Annotated in this window: 20 protein-coding genes; 7 read left to right on the top strand and 13 right to left on the bottom strand. The window is 59.6% G+C overall.

Annotated elements, in window-relative coordinates; genetic code table 11:
• The first annotated feature begins 90 nt into the window (after positions 1–90).
• Positions 91–957, top strand: coding sequence for an aromatic amino acid exporter YddG (yddG, locus tag ACR3EP_RS16650; protein ID WP_480638710.1), 867 nt, complete (start codon positions 91–93; stop codon positions 955–957).
• Here the strand turns inward: yddG and ACR3EP_RS16645 are convergent.
• The 3 genes from ACR3EP_RS16645 to ACR3EP_RS16635 form a co-directional block, all read right to left on the bottom strand.
• Entirely contained in the window at positions 954–1,118 is a 165-nt protein-coding gene (locus ACR3EP_RS16645; RefSeq protein ID WP_170350663.1) for a YdcH family protein, read from the bottom strand. The genes yddG and ACR3EP_RS16645 overlap by 4 nt on opposite strands.
• Positions 1,119–1,239: 121 nt before the next feature.
• Entirely contained in the window at positions 1,240–2,013 is a 774-nt protein-coding gene (locus tag ACR3EP_RS16640; RefSeq protein WP_480638709.1) for a tRNA1(Val) (adenine(37)-N6)-methyltransferase, read from the bottom strand.
• Positions 2,010–2,225, bottom strand: a complete 216-nt coding sequence (locus tag ACR3EP_RS16635) for a putative signal transducing protein (RefSeq protein ID WP_037316655.1) — start codon at positions 2,223–2,225, stop codon at positions 2,010–2,012. Before ACR3EP_RS16635 ends, ACR3EP_RS16640 begins: the two co-directional genes overlap by 4 nt.
• Before the next feature lie 56 nt (positions 2,226–2,281).
• On the opposite strand from ACR3EP_RS16635, the gene ACR3EP_RS16630 reads away from it, so the two are divergent.
• On the top strand, positions 2,282–3,280 hold the full coding sequence (locus tag ACR3EP_RS16630) for a polyprenyl synthetase family protein (protein ID WP_480638708.1): 999 nt from the start codon (positions 2,282–2,284) through the stop codon (positions 3,278–3,280).
• Here the strand turns inward: ACR3EP_RS16630 and ACR3EP_RS16625 are convergent.
• The 4 genes from ACR3EP_RS16625 to soxR all read right to left on the bottom strand — a co-directional run bounded on the left by ACR3EP_RS16625 (position 3,273) and on the right by soxR (position 8,129).
• Positions 3,273–4,094 carry a 4-(cytidine 5'-diphospho)-2-C-methyl-D-erythritol kinase gene (locus ACR3EP_RS16625; RefSeq protein ID WP_480638707.1) on the bottom strand — a complete coding sequence of 274 codons (822 nt, stop codon included), beginning with the start codon at positions 4,092–4,094 and terminating at the stop codon, positions 3,273–3,275. The genes ACR3EP_RS16630 and ACR3EP_RS16625 overlap by 8 nt on opposite strands.
• Positions 4,084–5,760 (bottom strand): tetratricopeptide repeat protein, encoded by a 1,677-nt coding sequence (locus ACR3EP_RS16620; RefSeq protein WP_480639041.1) that lies wholly within the window; start codon positions 5,758–5,760, stop codon positions 4,084–4,086. Before ACR3EP_RS16620 ends, ACR3EP_RS16625 begins: the two co-directional genes overlap by 11 nt.
• A gap of 131 nt (positions 5,761–5,891) precedes the next feature.
• Positions 5,892–7,538, bottom strand: a complete 1,647-nt coding sequence (locus ACR3EP_RS16615; protein WP_480638706.1) for an electron transfer flavoprotein-ubiquinone oxidoreductase — start codon at positions 7,536–7,538, stop codon at positions 5,892–5,894.
• A 135-nt stretch (positions 7,539–7,673) separates the two neighbouring features.
• Positions 7,674–8,129 (bottom strand): redox-sensitive transcriptional activator SoxR, encoded by a 456-nt coding sequence (gene soxR, locus ACR3EP_RS16610; protein ID WP_170350673.1) that lies wholly within the window; start codon positions 8,127–8,129, stop codon positions 7,674–7,676.
• Positions 8,130–8,213: 84 nt separating this feature from the next.
• On the opposite strand from soxR, the gene ACR3EP_RS16605 reads away from it, so the two are divergent.
• The 3 genes from ACR3EP_RS16605 (at position 8,214) to ACR3EP_RS16595 (ending at position 10,313) form a co-directional block, all read left to right on the top strand.
• Positions 8,214–8,594 (top strand): VOC family protein, encoded by a 381-nt coding sequence (locus ACR3EP_RS16605; protein WP_480638705.1) that lies wholly within the window; start codon positions 8,214–8,216, stop codon positions 8,592–8,594.
• Between the two features lie 241 nt (positions 8,595–8,835).
• The gene (gene greA / locus ACR3EP_RS16600; RefSeq protein ID WP_480638704.1) at positions 8,836–9,306 is read left to right on the top strand and encodes a transcription elongation factor GreA; all 471 of its coding nucleotides are present in this window, start codon (positions 8,836–8,838) and stop codon (positions 9,304–9,306) included.
• A gap of 14 nt (positions 9,307–9,320) precedes the next feature.
• Positions 9,321–10,313 carry a hypothetical protein gene (locus tag ACR3EP_RS16595; protein ID WP_170350677.1) on the top strand — a complete coding sequence of 331 codons (993 nt, stop codon included), beginning with the start codon at positions 9,321–9,323 and terminating at the stop codon, positions 10,311–10,313.
• Here ACR3EP_RS16595 and ACR3EP_RS16590 read toward each other — a convergent pair.
• The 5 genes from ACR3EP_RS16590 to ACR3EP_RS16570 are packed head-to-tail and all read right to left on the bottom strand — an operon-like array spanning position 10,310 to position 14,982.
• Positions 10,310–12,385, bottom strand: coding sequence for a molybdopterin-binding protein (locus ACR3EP_RS16590; RefSeq protein WP_480638703.1), 2,076 nt, complete (start codon positions 12,383–12,385; stop codon positions 10,310–10,312). The two genes, ACR3EP_RS16595 and ACR3EP_RS16590, sit on opposite strands and share 4 nt — an antisense overlap.
• A complete protein-coding gene (mobB, locus tag ACR3EP_RS16585; RefSeq protein WP_480638702.1) occupies positions 12,382–12,873 on the bottom strand; it encodes a molybdopterin-guanine dinucleotide biosynthesis protein B in 492 nt (163 codons plus the stop codon). The genes ACR3EP_RS16590 and mobB overlap by 4 nt, the downstream gene beginning before the upstream one ends.
• A complete protein-coding gene (gene mobA, locus ACR3EP_RS16580) occupies positions 12,870–13,514 on the bottom strand; it encodes a molybdenum cofactor guanylyltransferase MobA (protein WP_480638701.1) in 645 nt (214 codons plus the stop codon). Before mobA ends, mobB begins: the two co-directional genes overlap by 4 nt.
• Positions 13,511–14,047: a hypothetical protein gene (locus ACR3EP_RS16575; RefSeq protein WP_480638700.1), complete on the bottom strand. Its 537-nt coding sequence runs from the start codon at positions 14,045–14,047 to the stop codon at positions 13,511–13,513. The genes mobA and ACR3EP_RS16575 overlap by 4 nt, the downstream gene beginning before the upstream one ends.
• Positions 14,044–14,982: a formate dehydrogenase accessory sulfurtransferase FdhD gene (locus tag ACR3EP_RS16570; RefSeq protein ID WP_480638699.1), complete on the bottom strand. Its 939-nt coding sequence runs from the start codon at positions 14,980–14,982 to the stop codon at positions 14,044–14,046. Before ACR3EP_RS16570 ends, ACR3EP_RS16575 begins: the two co-directional genes overlap by 4 nt.
• Between ACR3EP_RS16570 and ACR3EP_RS16565 the strand changes: the two genes are divergently transcribed.
• On the top strand, positions 14,981–15,697 hold the full coding sequence (locus tag ACR3EP_RS16565; RefSeq protein ID WP_480638698.1) for an AzlC family ABC transporter permease: 717 nt from the start codon (positions 14,981–14,983) through the stop codon (positions 15,695–15,697). The genes ACR3EP_RS16570 and ACR3EP_RS16565 overlap by 2 nt on opposite strands.
• Entirely contained in the window at positions 15,694–16,026 is a 333-nt protein-coding gene (locus ACR3EP_RS16560) for an AzlD domain-containing protein (protein WP_170350769.1), read from the top strand. The genes ACR3EP_RS16565 and ACR3EP_RS16560 overlap by 4 nt, the downstream gene beginning before the upstream one ends.
• Here the strand turns inward: ACR3EP_RS16560 and ACR3EP_RS16555 are convergent.
• On the bottom strand, positions 16,015–16,647 hold the full coding sequence (locus ACR3EP_RS16555) for a hypothetical protein (RefSeq protein WP_170350684.1): 633 nt from the start codon (positions 16,645–16,647) through the stop codon (positions 16,015–16,017). The genes ACR3EP_RS16560 and ACR3EP_RS16555 overlap by 12 nt on opposite strands.
• Positions 16,648–16,657 lie beyond the last annotated feature (10 nt).

Raw genomic sequence — 16,657 nt, 5'->3', positions numbered from 1 at the left:
TTTCGTTCTGAAACCGACAGTTAAAGAATTGCACGTCTTCCCGGTCGTTGTATCCTTTCAAAGCAGATCGGTGAAAAAGGTCACGGCCCTATGACAAAAGCTCAGGCAACAGCGATTGGGTTTGTGGCTGTGCTGCTGTGGTCTTTACTGGCGCTGTTCACAGTCGGCTCGACCCCAACCCCACCGCTTTTGCTGAACGCCATCTGTTTTTCTATCGGCGGCACGCTGGGCCTGATCTGGACATGGGCCAACGGCGGTTTGCCCCAATTATTGGCGGTGCCCTGGACAACGTATCTGTTCGGTGCCGCGGGCCTGTTCGGCTATCACGCCTTGTATTTTTCGGCCCTGCGCATGGCTCCAGCAGCTGAAGCTGGGTTGATCGCCTATCTCTGGCCCCTGCTGATCGTGCTGTTTTCCGGGCTATTGCCGGGCGAGCATCTGCGTATCGGTCATCTGTTTGGGGCCTGTCTGGGCTTTGCCGGAGCTGCGATCATCATCGCAGGAGGCGGTAGCGCAGGGGTTCAGACCGCTCATCTACCGGGGTATGGGCTGGCGCTGCTGTGCGCGCTGACATGGTCGGGGTATTCGGTCCTGTCGCGCCGTTTGGGGGACACTCCGACCAGTTCGGTCGCCGTGTTCTGCATCGCGGCGGCGATTGCCTCGGGCGCGCTGCATCTGGCTGTTGAAGAAACCATCTGGCCCGACAGCGCCTTTGGCTGGGCTTCGGTCGTGGCACTGGGTCTGGGGCCGGTGGGTCTAGCGTTTTATGTGTGGGATATCGGGGTAAAGCAGGGTGACATACAAATCCTCGGTACTGCTTCTTACGCGGCACCGCTGTTGTCTACGCTGGCTTTGGTTGGGGCCGGGATCGCCGCCCCGTCCTGGGGTCTGGCGATCGCGGCCGTGTTGATCACTGGCGGCGCGGCCATTGCCGCGCGGGCGAGCTTGCGTCGCTAGGCTGACAAGCGCTCGATCTCTTCTTTTAGCTTAAGCTTCTGCTTTTTGAGTTGTGCAATATGGAGATCGTCGATGCCAGGCGAGCGTTGGGCTTGTTCAACTTCAAGACCGAGTGTTTCGTGCTTTTTCTTCAGTTCGGTCAGGTGTGCGCTCACGCTCATGGCGATACTCCTCTGTTGGTGTCTGAGTTTCACGTAAGAAGTTGATCACATCGTTTCCACCCTGTCACGCTGCATACGCACAGATTCTGTAATAAATCCGACAAATTCGGCTGGTTACTGCCTATTGGCCGGACAACCCCGGCAGGGCGGCCGCATCGCGCAGCACCGCCGAAACCTGCGGTGTGTAGCTTTCACCGTCTTTTTCGTGGCGCGCGCCTGCATGCAAAATCAACGGCGCATGCAACCGAAACGCGGCCTTTCCGCCCTTTTTGGCGCGTAAAATCACTAATTCGGCAGCCCGACCCGCGCGTGCCGCCAAAGGCAACACCTCAACTGAGCCCAGGCGCCCCGTGCAGCCCAAAAGCATATCTGGCAAACGGTCGGCCTTTTGGATCATGTGCAAATAGCCGCGCGGTGCGAGACGTTTGGCCGCAGTGTCGAACCAAACACCCAGTGGTGTGCCCTCACCCAGCGCGATTGCCCGGCCGTCATCCGCAGCGGCACTGTGCGCTCCGGCGCGGTAATAGGGCGGGTTGGCGATGACATGGTCAAACTGGCGCTGCTTCAGGTCGGCAGGCAGGGCGGCAAGATCGGCCTCGACCACCTCGAACGACGCGGCGTTCTCGGCTGCGTTGCGACGGGCCAGCGCGGCATAGCTGGCCTGCAATTCCACCCCGACCCCTTGCAATCCCGGCACACGCGCCAGAAGGCACAGGATCGCGGCGCCTGCCCCGCAGCCCAGTTCCAGCACGGTGTGACCACGTGTCGCCGGAACCGAGGCAGCCAGCAAGACCGGGTCCACGCCCGCACGATATCCCGAACGCGGTTGCCACAGGCGCACACGGCCATTCAAAAAATCGTTACAGGTCAGATCATTATCCGGCAAATGGCTCATCGACCCAGCGGAATCTCATTATCGCGCATCACCCGTTCAGCCCGCGTCAGGTCATCAGCCCGCACCATCAGACGACGGGGGAAGATTCCGATGCCGCCTTCGAGGATGCTCATATTTACGTCCATCTGAAAGCAGTCTATATCCTCACCCTCAAGAAGGGCCGAAGCAAAGGCCAGGATCGTCGGATCGGTGCTGCGCAAAAGTTCTTTCATAGGGATGGATGTAAGGGCAAGGTAAGTCGAAAGTCGAGCCTTGTATCAGGAGTGTGATGGAAATCGACGCGATCACAAAACCGCATGAGCGGTTGGCTGACCTTCTGACCAGCGAAATGGCTGCGGTGAATGAGCTGATCCGCACGCGCATGGTCTCTGATCACGCGCCACGCATCCCCGAAGTGACAGCACATCTGGTTGAGGCCGGTGGCAAACGTCTGCGTCCGATGCTGACCCTGGCGGCCGCACGTCTGTTCGGTTACGCGGGCGACCACCATGTGCGGCTGGCCGCGACGGTTGAATTCATCCACACGGCGACCCTACTGCATGACGATGTGGTGGACGAAAGCGCCCAGCGGCGTGGCCGCCCAACGGCGAACCTGCTGTGGGACAACAAATCCAGCGTTCTGGTGGGCGATTACCTGTTCTCCCGCAGTTTCCAGTTGATGGTTGAGACCGGGTCACTGCGTGTTCTGGACATTCTGGCCAATGCCTCGGCCACCATTGCCGAAGGTGAAGTGTTGCAGATGACCGCGGCCACCGATCTGGGCACGGATGAGGCGATTTACCTGCAGGTTGTACGTGGCAAGACCGCCGCCCTGTTCTCTGCCGCGACCGAGGTTGGCGGTGTAATCGCCGGAGCGTCTGAGGAACAGGTCAAGGCGCTGTATGACTATGGCGATGCTTTGGGTATTGCCTTCCAGATCGCTGATGATCTGCTAGATTATCAAGGTGATAGCAAGGCCACCGGTAAAAATGTCGGCGACGATTTCCGCGAACGCAAGTTGACCCTGCCGGTGATCAAGGCCGTGGCGCAAGCCACCCCTGATGAACATGTCTTTTGGGAGCGCACGATTGGCCGGGGTCGCCAAGAAGAGGGTGACCTGGACCACGCGCTGAGCCTGATGGGAAAATACGGCACGCTTGACGCCACCCGGTCAGATGCGTTCGACTGGGCCGCCAAGGCCAAGGATGCGCTGGCGCCCCTGCCCGATCATGAGATTCGCAAGCTGCTGCGTGATCTGGCCGATTACGTGGTTTCGCGCCTCAATTAAGCTGCACCGCACGGCACCACCAATCGGGATGGGCCGCGCCGATCTCGTACGCTGCAAAATGCGCGTCTTTCATTGTGGGATAGAGCGCGAAACAGGTCGAACCTGACCCCGACATGCGGGCCAACAGCGCCCGCGTAGTCAATCGCAGTGAATCCAGCGCAAACTCAATTTCGCGGGCGATGCCCATTGCGGGGATTTCCAGATCATTCCGCTGGTCACGCAACCATTCGGCGCAGGCCCCGGCATTCTCGAATTCCGGGATATCAATCGGCATGGGCAGGTTGTCCCGCCGGGCCAACGCCTGGAACACCGAAGATGTGGGCACCGGAATACCCGGGTTGACCAGAACTGCGGGCAAATTCGGAAGGGACACGGACGTTAGCCTATCGCCAATTCCCTGCATTCGTGTCGCTTGGGCGGCCATGCAAACAGATACATCAGCGCCCAGAGAAACAGGCAGGTCCTCTGGTATGTCGACCCCTTGACCAGCCAACGCCCAAAGGGTCGCGGCGGCGTCAGACGAACCGCCGCCAATCCCGCCACCATGCGGCAGCACCTTGTTCAGATCGATATGGCCCGTCCACCCGGCGGCTTGGGCCGCTTTCCAAACCAGATTGCGACTGTCTGCAGGCACGCCTGCCGCGTGTTCTCCGGTGACTGAGATCGACAATTCAGGGCCTGGTGTAAACTGCAACCTGTCGCCCACATCAGCAAATACGACCAGCGAATCCAACAGGTGATATCCATCAACCCGCTGGCCGGTCACATGCAGAGTCAGGTTGATCTTGGCGGGCGCGAAGGCCTTAGTTGCCATTGGCGACCTTCAACGGTTCCGCCCCTTCCTCGGCCAGAACCTCGTCGAGGCCAATCTCCAGCTTGCGACGGATACGGTCGGGATCAGCCTCGGCATCCGTGTCTTCAGGATCAATGAAGGACAAGGCGCGTTTCCACTGGAACTCAGCCTCGCGCGCGCGGCCCACAGCCCAATAGACATCACCCAGATGATCATTCACCACTGGATCAACCGCCATCAGCTCGACCGCGCGCTCCATATGTTCGACCGCCTCATCATAGCGGCCCAGACGGAACAGGACCCAGCCCAGACTGTCGACGATATAACCGCTGTCGGGGCGCGCCGCGACGGCGCGTTCGATCATGTTCAGCGCCTCGTCCAGTTTTTCGCGCCGTTCGACCAGGGAATATCCCAAATAGTTCAGCACCTGCGGCTGATCTGGGTTCAACTCTAGCGCGCGGCGGAAATCGGCCTCGGCCTGATCCCATTGCTTGAGCCGTTCGTGCGAGATGCCGCGGGCATAGTGCAAAAACCAGTTGCCACCCTCGGTCAGTTCGATGGCACGATCATAAGACGCGACAGCGCTGGTGTATTCTTCTTGCTGGCGTTGCAGATCGGCCAGCGCTACATGAACGCTGGGCAGGTTTGGGTTCTGGCTGGCCAGGGTTTGCAACACCTCGGCAGCAGCATCCTTTTTGTCTGACCGGCTAAGCACCTCGGCCCGGCCAAGTTCGGCCGCGTGATAGTCACTGCTGCTGGCGGGCACCCGACGATAGGCTTCCACGGCCAGATCATATTGCTCCAGCACGTCCAGCAATTCGGCACTCAGCAAGATCGCATCCACATGCCCGGGACGCAGGAACGCAGCCGTGCGCACATAAAGCAGGACATAGTTCTGCGCCGCCTCATTGCTCAGCGCTGCGCCAACGGAAAAGAAAACCTCGGCCATGCCATCTTGCGCCGATCGAACATGGGTGAACGGCAGGGTATCACCATCGGACAGGCGCGCCACATAACCTTCGATCGACGGGTCGCTGCCGGCCGCAAATACCTCACCCAGAAATTGCTGTGCCTCTTCATTGCGGTCCAGTTGCGACAAAACCTCGGCCCGGGCCAAAGCGGCCCGTCGCGAAAAGCGGGCAACCGCACCGTTATGGGCCGTGAATACTTCTTCAGCCCCTTCAAAATCGCCAACCGAGGCCAGCGCCAGCGCCTTGTGGTACAGTGCAAAGTCGCGCAAGCCATCCTGCGTTGCGACCTCGTCAAACTGCTCCATCGCGCGGGTCATGGCCCCTTGGCCAATGTATGCCCATCCCTGTACCAAACCGTCGACCAAAGGCCCCACGCCTTGCGTTTCGGGATCACGGGCCAGCAGTTCATCCAGTTTGCCGTCGGCCACCAGATTGGCGGTGATCACCATCCTTGCTGCCTGACTGGGCAGACCGGCATCCTCAATCATCTGCGCAACAGGCAGCGCGCGTGCCACATCGCCCAGCGCCAGCCGTGCGACAACCACGCTTTCCAACAATGCTGCATTTTCAGGATCGGCTTTCAGGGCCTGTGCATAGTATTTTTCAGCGGCTGAATAGTCGTTCTGATAGATGGCCTGACGGCCAGCCAAATACGCACCGGACCCCGAATCCGCTACAGCTGGAAGCACAATCGACGAGGTGAAGAGCGCAGCCATTGCGGCGCGACGAACCAGAGAAATCACCAAAATCCTGCCTTGCTATTCTTGTCTGCGCAATAAGCTAGGGCTTTGGCTGGCAAGAGGCAATGGCAGAGCCTTCACGACCCTGCCAGTGCCCGGTTTTTTGCTTACATATTTGGATAGTTTGGCCCGTCGCCACCCTGCGGCGTGGTCCAAGTGATGTTCTTGCTGGGGTCCTTGATGTCGCAGGTCTTGCAGTGGACGCAGTTCTGGAAGTTGATCACGAAGCGCGGACTGCCTTCATCTTCGACCATCTCATACACGCCCGCCGGGCAATAGCGCTGCGCCGGTTCGTCGTATTTGGGCAGGTTGACTTTGACCGGGATGTCCGGGTCCGCCAGTTTCAGGTGGCAGGGCTGGCTTTCCTCGTGATTGGTCATCGCAAATGAGACGTTGGTTAGGCGGTCAAACGACAGCGTGCCATCGGGTTTGGGATAATCGATGGGCTTGTGTTTGCTGGCCTCTTCGGTCGAATCCGCGTCGTTCTTACCATGGCCCACTGTGCCCAGCAGCGAAAAGCCCAGCGTGTTGGTCCACATATCCAGACCGCCCAGCATCAGGCTGGCAGTCAGACCCCATTTCGACCAGATCGGCTTGACGTTTCGCACCTTTTTCAGATCGCTGCCGATCGGGCCATTGCGCACATCGGTCTCGTAATCGGTCAGCTCATCGCCCGATCGTTCGGCCTTGATGGCGTCAAAGGCAGCTTCGGCCGCGGCCTTGCCAGACAGCATCGCATTATGGTTGCCCTTGATGCGCGGCACGTTGACCATACCCGCCGAACAGCCCAATAGTGCCACGCCCGGCGCTACCAGTTTCGGCATCGACTGATAGCCGCCTTCGGTGATCGCACGGGCACCGTAGGCCACGCGCTTGCCGCCCTTCAGCAGCTCGGCCACCATTGGGTGATGCTTGAAGCGCTGGAATTCCATATACGGGTACAGATGCGGGTTTTTATAGTTCAAGTGAACCACAAACCCGACATAGACCTGACTGTTTTCAAGGTGATAGATAAAGGACCCGCCGCCCGCGTTGCTGCCCAGAGGCCAGCCCATCGTATGCGTAACGGTGCCTTCCTTGTGCTTGGCGGGGTCGATCTCCCAGATCTCTTTCATGCCGACGCCGTATTTCTGCACCTCTTTGCCGGCCTGCAGGTCGTATTTGGCGATGACCTCTTTGGACAGCGAACCGCGGACACCTTCGGACAGGAAGACATATTTGCCGTGCAGCTCCATACCAGGTTCAGTGTTGGGGCCGTATGAGCCGTCGGGTTCCAGGCCAAACACCCCGGCCACAACGCCTTTAACCTCGCCGTTGTCGCCGTAAACCAGCTCTGAACACGCCATGCCGGGGAATATTTCCACGCCCAGCTCTTCGGCCTGTTCCGCCATCCAGCGGCAAACATTCCCCATCGAGACGATGTAGTTGCCGTGGTTGTTCATCAGCGGCGGCATCGGGAAGTTGGGAATACGGATCTTACCCGCCTCGCCCAGCATGTAGAAATTGTCTTCGGTCACCGGCGTGTTCAACGGCGCGCCTTTTTCCTTCCAGTCGGGGATCAGCGCATCCAGACCACTGGGGTCCAATACCGCGCCCGACAGGATATGCGCGCCCACTTCCGAGCCTTTTTCCAGAACAACGACGTTCAGGTCCGCATCCAGCTGTTTCAGACGGATGGCTGCCGAAAGGCCCGCCGGGCCTGCGCCCACGATAACCACATCGTATTCCATCGCTTCGCGTTCAATCTCGGCCATCGCGGGCTCCTTAGCTAACTTTCCGAATTGGCGCTTTCTACATGCTGTCGGCGCAATATTGTTTCACGGCTGATTACATGGTTGCTAAGACCTTGGTCAATCAAAACACGGCGTAACATTGCTGCAATGCGGCAGTTATGTATCGGGAGAGTCCCCCATAAGGTACCTGGGACCGCTACCATGGCATTTGGCGCGGTCGTCCGGGTTGTAAAGGGCGCATTTCGGAAGGCTCAGGCAGCCACAGCCGATGCACCCATCCAGATTGTCGCGCAACCGCGTCAAGGTAGCGATTCGCTGATCCAGACGGTCACGCAGCCCGACACTGATTTTCTGCCAATCCTTTGGCGTTGGTGTGCGGTTGCCAGGCAAGTCGGACAAAACATCCTTGATCTCGGGCAACGTCAGGCCAAACTGCTGGGCGATCATGATGAAACTCAACCGCCGAATATCAGCGCGCTGATACCGCCGCTGCCCACCCGCATTGCGCCAGGGCGCGATCAGCCCCTGCGCCTCGTAGTACCGGATGGCCGACACAGCCAACCCCGTGCGCCGGGCCAATGCGCCAATTGCCAGCCCTTCGGAAACTGCCATTATCCTCATTTAATCCCTTGACCTAAAGTTAGGTTTAGAAATTACAGTGAGTCGTGACAAGCCTCAATTCGCAAAGGAGACCCCATGATGGCGACGCTTGAACACACCAACTTCACGGTTCGCGACCCGCAGGCTTCGGCCGCCTGGATGCACAAGGTGTTTGGTTGGAAAACCCGCTGGGAAGGCCCGGCCATTGCGGGCGGCTATACCGTGCATGTGGGCAGCGCGCATACCTATCTGGCGCTTTATGCGCCCAGCGATCCGCAGCCATCCGGCGAAAGCAGTTACGACATCATTGGAGGGCTGAACCACGTGGGTGTTTTGGTCGAAGATATCGACGCCACCGAGCAGCAAGTGATCAATGCCGGCTTCACGCCCAAGTCACATGCGGATTATGAGCCCGGAAAACGGTTCTACTTTGACGACGACAATGGCATCGAATTCGAAGTGATTAGTTACAACTAGGGCGTTCCGGGAAACATCTTACAAACTCGTTATCGCCAACACCCCGAGAGCACGAAGTGCGGCAGGGTATTGGCGATTCAAGCTTTTCCCGAACATCATAGGCCGTAATCCGCCCGCTGCGGGGCCAAGACCTCTTGCAATTCACGCCTCATTTGGGTCAGGTATTTGCCAACCCATCAATTCGCCCCGACGCTGGTTCCATGCGGCGGGGCGCATCAATTTATGCGTGGACGACAAGACCATGGAAAAAATTCCGATGACGCCTATGGGCAATGCCGCGCTTGCGGCAGAGCTGAAAAACCTGAAATCCGTTGAGCGCCCTGCGATCATCGAGGCCATTGCTACGGCCCGTGAATTGGGTGACCTAAAGGAAAACGCCGAATATCATTCGGCCCGCGAAAAACAGGGCTTTATCGAAGGCCGTATCAAAGAGCTGGAAGGCATCCTATCGCTGGCCGATGTGATCGACCCCGCCAAGCTGTCCGGTGCGATCAAATTCGGCGCCAAGGTCACGCTGGTCGATGAGGACACTGACGAGGAAAAGACCTGGCAGATCGTGGGTGAGTATGAGGCCAATATCGAAAACGGGCTGCTCAACATCAAATCCCCCATCGCCCGCGCCCTGATCGGCAAGGACGAAGGTGACAGTGTCGAAGTCCGCACCCCCGGCGGTGTGCGGTCTTACGAAGTCCTGAGTATCGAGTACGCCTGACCGGAGCGTCCTTCATGTCCGAGCCCACGCCAGAGCAGGAAGCCGAGCGGCCAACGTCGTTGGGTATTTACGACAAGCCCTCGCGGCCGTCCGTGACCGAGATCGAGATTGCGGCCATCGTGCTTAGCGTGATCTGGCTGGTGGTTTCGGTGGTGTTTCTGGTGCTGCCCGACGACGTCGAGGGCGGTGGGTTCGTGGTGACCTTGCTGGCGGTGTTCATGCCGGTAGCAATGATCTGGGTCGCGGCCACGGCGATGCGCGCCAGCCGCGTCATGCGCGAAGAAAGCGAACGTCTGCAGACTGCGATTGATGCGATCCGGCAGACCTATGTCCTCCAGCAACAGCGGGCCGCCATTTCCCACGAACCGGCCGTCAGCAAGAAGTTGGACGAAATCGCTGAATCCGCGAAAAAGACAGAAAGTACACTGGCCACGTTTTCGACCAAACGTAGCGAACCCGCGCGGGCGGCAGCGTCAAACGGAACCGGCGACCAAACCTCGTTGGAGCTGGGTACGCAGGCCGAGGACATCGCGCCGCCACTCAGCACCGATATTTTCATCCGAGCGCTGAATTTCCCCGAAACGCAGGATGACGCCGAAGGGTTCGACGCCTTGCGTCTGGCGTTGAAGGACCGCAAGACCGCCCAACTGGTGCAGGCTTCGCAGGACGTTTTGACGCTGCTCAGCCAGGAAGGCATTTATATGGATGACCTGCGCCCCGACATGTCCCGCCCCGAGATCTGGCGGCAATTCGCGCAGGGTGCCCGTGGTCGCTCGGTGGCGGCTTTGGGCGGCATTCGGGATCGGTCGTCGCTTGCGCTGACGGCGGCGCGGATGAAGCAGGACCCGATCTTTCGCGACGCCGCACATCATTTTCTGCGCCGCTTTGACCACATGATCGTGGCTTTTGAACCTGAGGCCAGCGATGCCGACCTGACCGCATTGGGTGAGACCCGAACGGCGCGAGCCTTCATGTTACTGGGGCGTGTGGCTGGAACCTTCGACTAAAGGCCAAAACTGCCATAGGGGATGAACCGGACTAGATCGCCCGGTTTGATATCGCGCGCGCCGTCCTCGATCTCGACCAGCCCTTCGGCCCAGCTGAGCCCGCTGATCCGGCCCGATCCTTCAGAGGCAAACACCTCGACCCGGCCATCGCGCACTCGGGCGCGCAGATATTCGCGGCGGCCCGGTTTCTTGCGTTTTTCAAAGGCGGCGGGCAGATCGAACCCCTGTGGGTCCTGCCAGCCCCCACCCGCCATCAGACCCAAAGCCGGGCGCGCAAAGATCAGGGTGCAGACCTTAGCCGCAACCGGATTACCGGGCAGGCCAAAGACCGGTGTGCCTTCCCACAATCCCAGAGCCAGCGGCCGCCCCGGTTTGAGCGCAATCCTCCATTCCTGCATCGCCCCCGCCTCTCGCAACAGGGCCGAAACGTGATCCTCATCCCCGGCTGACGCGCCACCGCTGGTCAGGATTACATCCGCCTGTTCCGCCGCCGCATTCAGGCGATCGCGCAAATCTTCCCGGTCATCAGAAACCCGCCCCATATCCACCGGCTGAAACCCCATGCGGTCGATCAGTGACAGCAGCATCGGGCGGTTGGCATCGAATATCTGGCCTGGCCCGGCCTTGTCTCCGGGTTCGATCAGTTCATCACCGGTCGACAGCACCGCCACACGCAGCGTCTTGCGCACTGGAACTTTTGCAATTCCGGTAGCCGACAACAACGCCAGATCGGCGGGCGTCAACCTTCGCCCGGCAGACAGAACCAGATCGCCCGCGGTCACGTCCTCACCTGCACGGCGGGTGTTTGCACCCTGTTTCAGGGGGCCGTGAAAAGCGATGTGGTCATCTTGTACGGTCACGTCCTCTTCTAGAATGACCGTATCCACACCCGCAGGCAACGCCGCGCCGGTCAACACCCGCAGCGCATGGCCATGCGGCACCGTGCCATCAAACGGGATACCCGCAGCCGCGCGGCCCGGATGCAATGGCATCACCTGCGCACCCTCGGGCATCGCACCCGCAAATCCATAGCCGTCAACGGCCGTATTCGGTTGCGGCGGGTTCGAGCGTTTAGCGATGATATCCTCTGCCAGAATGCGCCCCATAGCCTGCGGGAGCGCAATTGTTTCAACAGGCACAACTACCGTCAGCCGCTGGCGCAGCAGGGCCAGCGCGTCATCCACCGGCGTCCAGCTCACCCCGGCAGGCAAAGCAAAGCAATCGTTGCGCAGGGGCGGTGGGGCAATATCCGGCTTGCGTTGTGACACTCCCAAAATCCAGCCTTCCTCTGCTGCGTTGACGTTCAGATGGTTCGCCAATTCCTCGGGTCGCATCCCGGCCAGTGACAGGGCAACCTGTTCCACCTGCCAGGCGTCCTTGATCCGGTCTTTCGGCCCGGCCCCCAGGGTAAGCGAGGGCCAGATTTCCACAAAGGCGACCGGGGTGTCCAGCGGCTCGAACGGCCAGACCGAGATTTGTCCGGTAAATGCGCGGCGCAGACGGGCCAGAACCGGCAGGCCAGTCATGACCTGACCACCCACAGCACCGGCCCCGCCCATTTGCCAACACGTAAAGCTGCCCTTGGTTTCGGGGTTCAGTTCGACGCAACGGCGTTCGGGAAATGGGTTGTGATAGTCCGCCTTGTTTTTGGGCAGACCGTCGATGCCGCGTCGCAGGCCATTGAACCAGAACGGACCCTTGCCGCCAAAACGGCGGTTAATCTCTCCGGCCAAATCAAACCGGTTGTTGGCTTTTGGCGAATCCTCGATCCGGCTCTCGAACCAGTCCCACAACCGCAACGGATCATCCGATCCGGTCAGCGCACGGGCGAACCCTTTGGGATAGCCAAAGGGGAAATCGAACCCCAGACACAGCCGCCGTCCTGAGGCAATCTCATCCGCAATCAGGTCGTGCAGCCATTCCTCGGCAATCTTGCGGTTTCTAAGGTATGTCGGTTCTTCCGCCCTGCCCTTACGCACCACACAGGCCCAGATGGCATCCTTGCGTTCAAAAAGGCCGGTGTCATTGCCACCGGACCAATCGACCATGGCAAAACTATCGAAACCGGTCACAAACCAACCTCTTGCAGAATGAAATCGGCGATGGCTGCGGTGTCATTCAGGTCAAAGACCGGCACAACCACATCGAGCGGCGTGTCACTTGCGACGGCGCGGATCGTCGCGTTCTCAGGCGCCATCAACGGGTTCGCGGCCACGGCCCGATAGGCTTCGACCTTGGGGTGGGCCTCGCTTTTAAACCCCTCGATCAACACTAGATCGACTGGCGACAGTCGCTCTAGTAACTCATTCAATGGAGGCTCGGGCACGCCGCGCAGCTCTTGCATGATCGCGACGCGCTGACCCGAGGCCAGCAGAACCTCGGACGCGCCCGCAACGCGGTGACGATAGCTGTCAGTGCCCGGCTGATCGACATCGACATTGTGATGGGCGTGTTTCAGAGTCGAGACGGTAAAGCCGCGCCCGGTGATCTCAGTCACCAGCCGCTCCATCAACCCAGTCTTGCCCGCGTTTTTCCAGCCGGTGACGCCGTAAACCTTCATGCCTGCTCCAGCAGTTGTTCCGCCCGCGCCAGATCGTCGGGTGTGTTGACGTTGAAGAACGGATCAAAGGGATCGGCCGGGAACAGCGCCTCGCGCCCATCATGTTTGTCGGTCCACAGCACGACCTTGCGCAGGCCGTCATTCAGCGCATCCCGCAGATCGTCGCGTAATGCCACGGGCCAGAGACCAAAGGTCGGGTGCCGATTGACCCGTTTTCCACCACCGGATTTCAACGCCTCATCCCCGGTGCGTGGCGTGGTGGCCAGCACCAGCGGAAGCGCTTGCCCCTGGGCAGCGTCGCTCAGCCGCATCACCAGATCGCGCGGGAAAAACGGAGTATCGGCGGCAGCGGTGACAATGCAGTCAGCCCCTTGCGTGGCTGCCCAGTCGAGCCCGGCCAAAACGCCCGCCAAAGGCCCCGCGAACCCTTCGATCGTGTCAGGCAGAATGGGCAGGTTCAGATCAGCGAACCGTTCGGGATCACCATTGGCGTTTAGCGCAAGGCCATCCACTTGCGACGAAAGCCGGTCGATCACATGAGATAGCAGGCTTTGCCCGCCGATCTGCAACAGACCCTTGTCTCCGCCACCCATTCGGGTGGCGAGACCACCTGCGAGGATGATGCCAAGTGGGCGGATCATGCGGTGCCCTCGATCTCTGGCCACTTCTTGAATTTCGTGAACGGCTGCGCCGACGCAAGGCAGATGCCAGCCAAAAGAAGCAGTATCCAAATGCGCGGAGATGTTGACGTGGTTTCACCCAACCGAACACCAAGATTTACCGCGCCCAGAAAATAACCGAGAATCAAGGTAGGAAGCACGCCACACCAAAACAACAAGCGATAGCGCCGCGCAGCTTTTTGTACCGATGGCATCAATTCAAGCGACTGCGGAAGCCCATGCATCGCAATACGCTGAAGCGATGTGTTCTGAAGTCGGTAGTCAAGGCTGGTTTGCTGCCATCCAGGTCCCCAGAAAACCACCAAATCCAGCACCCCAACATATTTCCGGGCGCTCCAGCCCAACTTACCCAGCACATTCTTACTATGCGCACAAATGCCTTCAACGACGGCTCGTTTGCTGCGGAAGTAGGTTACCAGCACCAAAACATAGAGTGGCAGAATGCTGACTGCTAAAACAAAAGTGACGAAAATCCAAAGTGTCTCTGATATCATCCCGCACTCTTCCTGCGATGCTTCTTATCCTCAACCGCCACGCTGGCCGGGTCCACATCGCGCAGCAACCGGTCCTCGCCCGACAGACACACAAACCGCTGACCGCGCATGCGGCCGATCAGGGTCAGGCCGACCTCGCGCGCGATCTCGACGCCCCATGCGGTGAAGCCCGAACGGGAGGCCAGCACTGGGATGCCCATCATCGCCGTCTTGATCACCATCTCGGATGTCAGACGGCCAGTGGTGTAGAGGATCTTGTCGTCCGCCGCCTCACCCTCGGACAGCATCCAGCCCGCGATTTTGTCGACAGCGTTGTGGCGGCCGACATCCTCCATGTAGACCAGAGGGCGGTTTTCAAGGCACAGAACCGTTCCGTGGATCGCCCCGGCCTCAAGATACAGCGACGGGGTTCGGTTGATCTTGGCCGCCAACTCATACAGCCATGATGTCCGCACCGAAACCTGCGGTAGACGCACGTCCTCCAACCCCTCCATCATGTCCCCGAATACGGTGCCGACTGCGCAGCCACTGGTACGGGTCTTTTTCTTCAGCTTGTCCTCGTAGGACGTCTCGCGCGCGGTGCGGACGATCACGGTTTCCAGTTCGTCGTCATAATCGACCTGCGTGATCTGATCATCATCCAGCAACATGCCCTGATTGCGCAGGAACCCCAGCGCCAGAAATTCCGGATAGTCGCCTATGGTCATCGCGGTCACGATTTCCTGGGAATTCAGGAAAATCGTCAAAGGGCGCTCCTCAACCACCGAGATCTGGCTGACCTCTCCATTCTGGTCCACGCCCTCGACCGCGCGGGTCAGGCGGGCCGCGCCGGGATCGGGGGCGATGATGTAGTCCGAGACATCCAGTTCCTTGGCCAATTGCAACCCTTTCCCAAGACCGCTACTGCTGCGGCTATCACCATAGGATTTAGCCATGGCAGACACCACATCCAAGTCATACTATTGGAAGGGTTTTCGCGACGGGACCCCGTTCATTTTCGTCGCCATCCCTTTCGGCACCTTGTTCGGGGTATTCGCCACCGAAACCGGGCTGACCATCATTCAGACGATGGCGTTCACGGCAACGGTTTTCGCCGGGGCCGCGCAATTCGCGGCCTTGCAACTGCTGCAAGACAATGCGCCAACCCTGATTATCCTGGCTTCGGCGCTGGCTGTGAACCTGCGGATGGCGATGTATTCAGCCTCGCTGACGCCGTATCTGGGGGCCGCGCCACTATGGCAACGCGCCATTGGCGCATATCTGGTCGTGGACCAGTCCTACGCCAGCTGCATGGTTCGGTTCGAAAAAGAGCCCAACATGGCCGTACCTCAACGCATGGCCTATTTCTTTGGCTCGGTCTCACCGATCACACCTTTGTGGATACTGTCCACTTATCTGGGGGCAGTGTTGGGCACGCGAATACCCGAAAGCTGGGCGCTGGATTTCGCCTTGCCGATCACGTTTCTGGCCATGATCGGACCGATGATGCGCACACTGCCGCATGTTGTAGCGGCATTAGTTGCCATAACGGTCTCGCTGCTGACGGTTGCTGTGCCCTATAATCTGGGTCTGCTGGTGGCCGGATGCACCGGTATGATGGCCGGGGCGCAGGCGGAATTGTGGCTGGAACGCAGAAAGGTCACGTCATGAACGCTGTCGATCCGGTCACCATGTGGATCATCATCGTCGGGCTGGCTTTGGGCAGCTACGGCCTGCGGTTCGTGTTCCTCGGACTGGTCGGCGATCGCCCGATGCCCCCCTGGCTGCTGCGCCATTTACGCTATACCGCCGTGGCGATCCTGCCTGCCCTGATCGCGCCGCTGGTGGTATGGCCGACCGCAACCGGCGGCCAGCCGGACATCCCGCGCATGGCGGCAGCCGCTGTCGCGCTGATGGCCGGGTTGATTACGAAAAACGTGCTTGCCGCGATCTTTTCCGGGGCCGCGACCCTTTACGCGCTGCTGTACCTATTGGGCTAGCGCACCGCTCTGCTGGTTCAGCAGGGCATTGTTCGCCGCCAGACCCTTTTGCAGATCGGCATCGTCATTTTCGCGATACTCGGTGGTGGACACCCCCGGTATCTGGCCGAATTGCTCGGACAGTTTGACCGGATAAAACGTGGTTCCGATCTGTTCGAACCCTGGCACCTGCTGCAACAATCGAGAGGTGGAGTTGGCGCAGTATGCACTGGATACCGGCCCCATCTGCTTGGCCAGCTGCAGGGCGATTTCCGCCTGTTGTGGGGTGACTTCGATGGTTTGGATACGCGCAAAATGCGTTTCGCGCGCGTGGCTGCTGCGATAGGCGCGCTCGACATTCGGAGTGATGCCGTACAGCACGTCGTTCTTGATCGGCACAACATCCGCGCGGAATGAACCTGCGGGGTCAAAAATCACCCGCTCACTACCACTGATCATCAACGAGGTATGCGCCCCCGAACCGGTTCGGGTGCTGATCATTGTATAAAGCGTCAGCGTCGACGGACCCGGATCACGGTAAGACCGTGCCACGACTTCTGACTGATCTGCCTGAGGGCGCTGCGACCCGGTGCAGCCTGCAACAGTTGCCGCCAGAAGGCAGGCAAACAAAATCCTGATCACGGTCGACCCC

The organism is Ruegeria sp. BB10 (assembly GCF_056535725.1).
The sequence above is the reverse complement of the archived record's forward strand: the minus strand, read 5'-3'. Positions and strand labels throughout refer to the sequence as shown.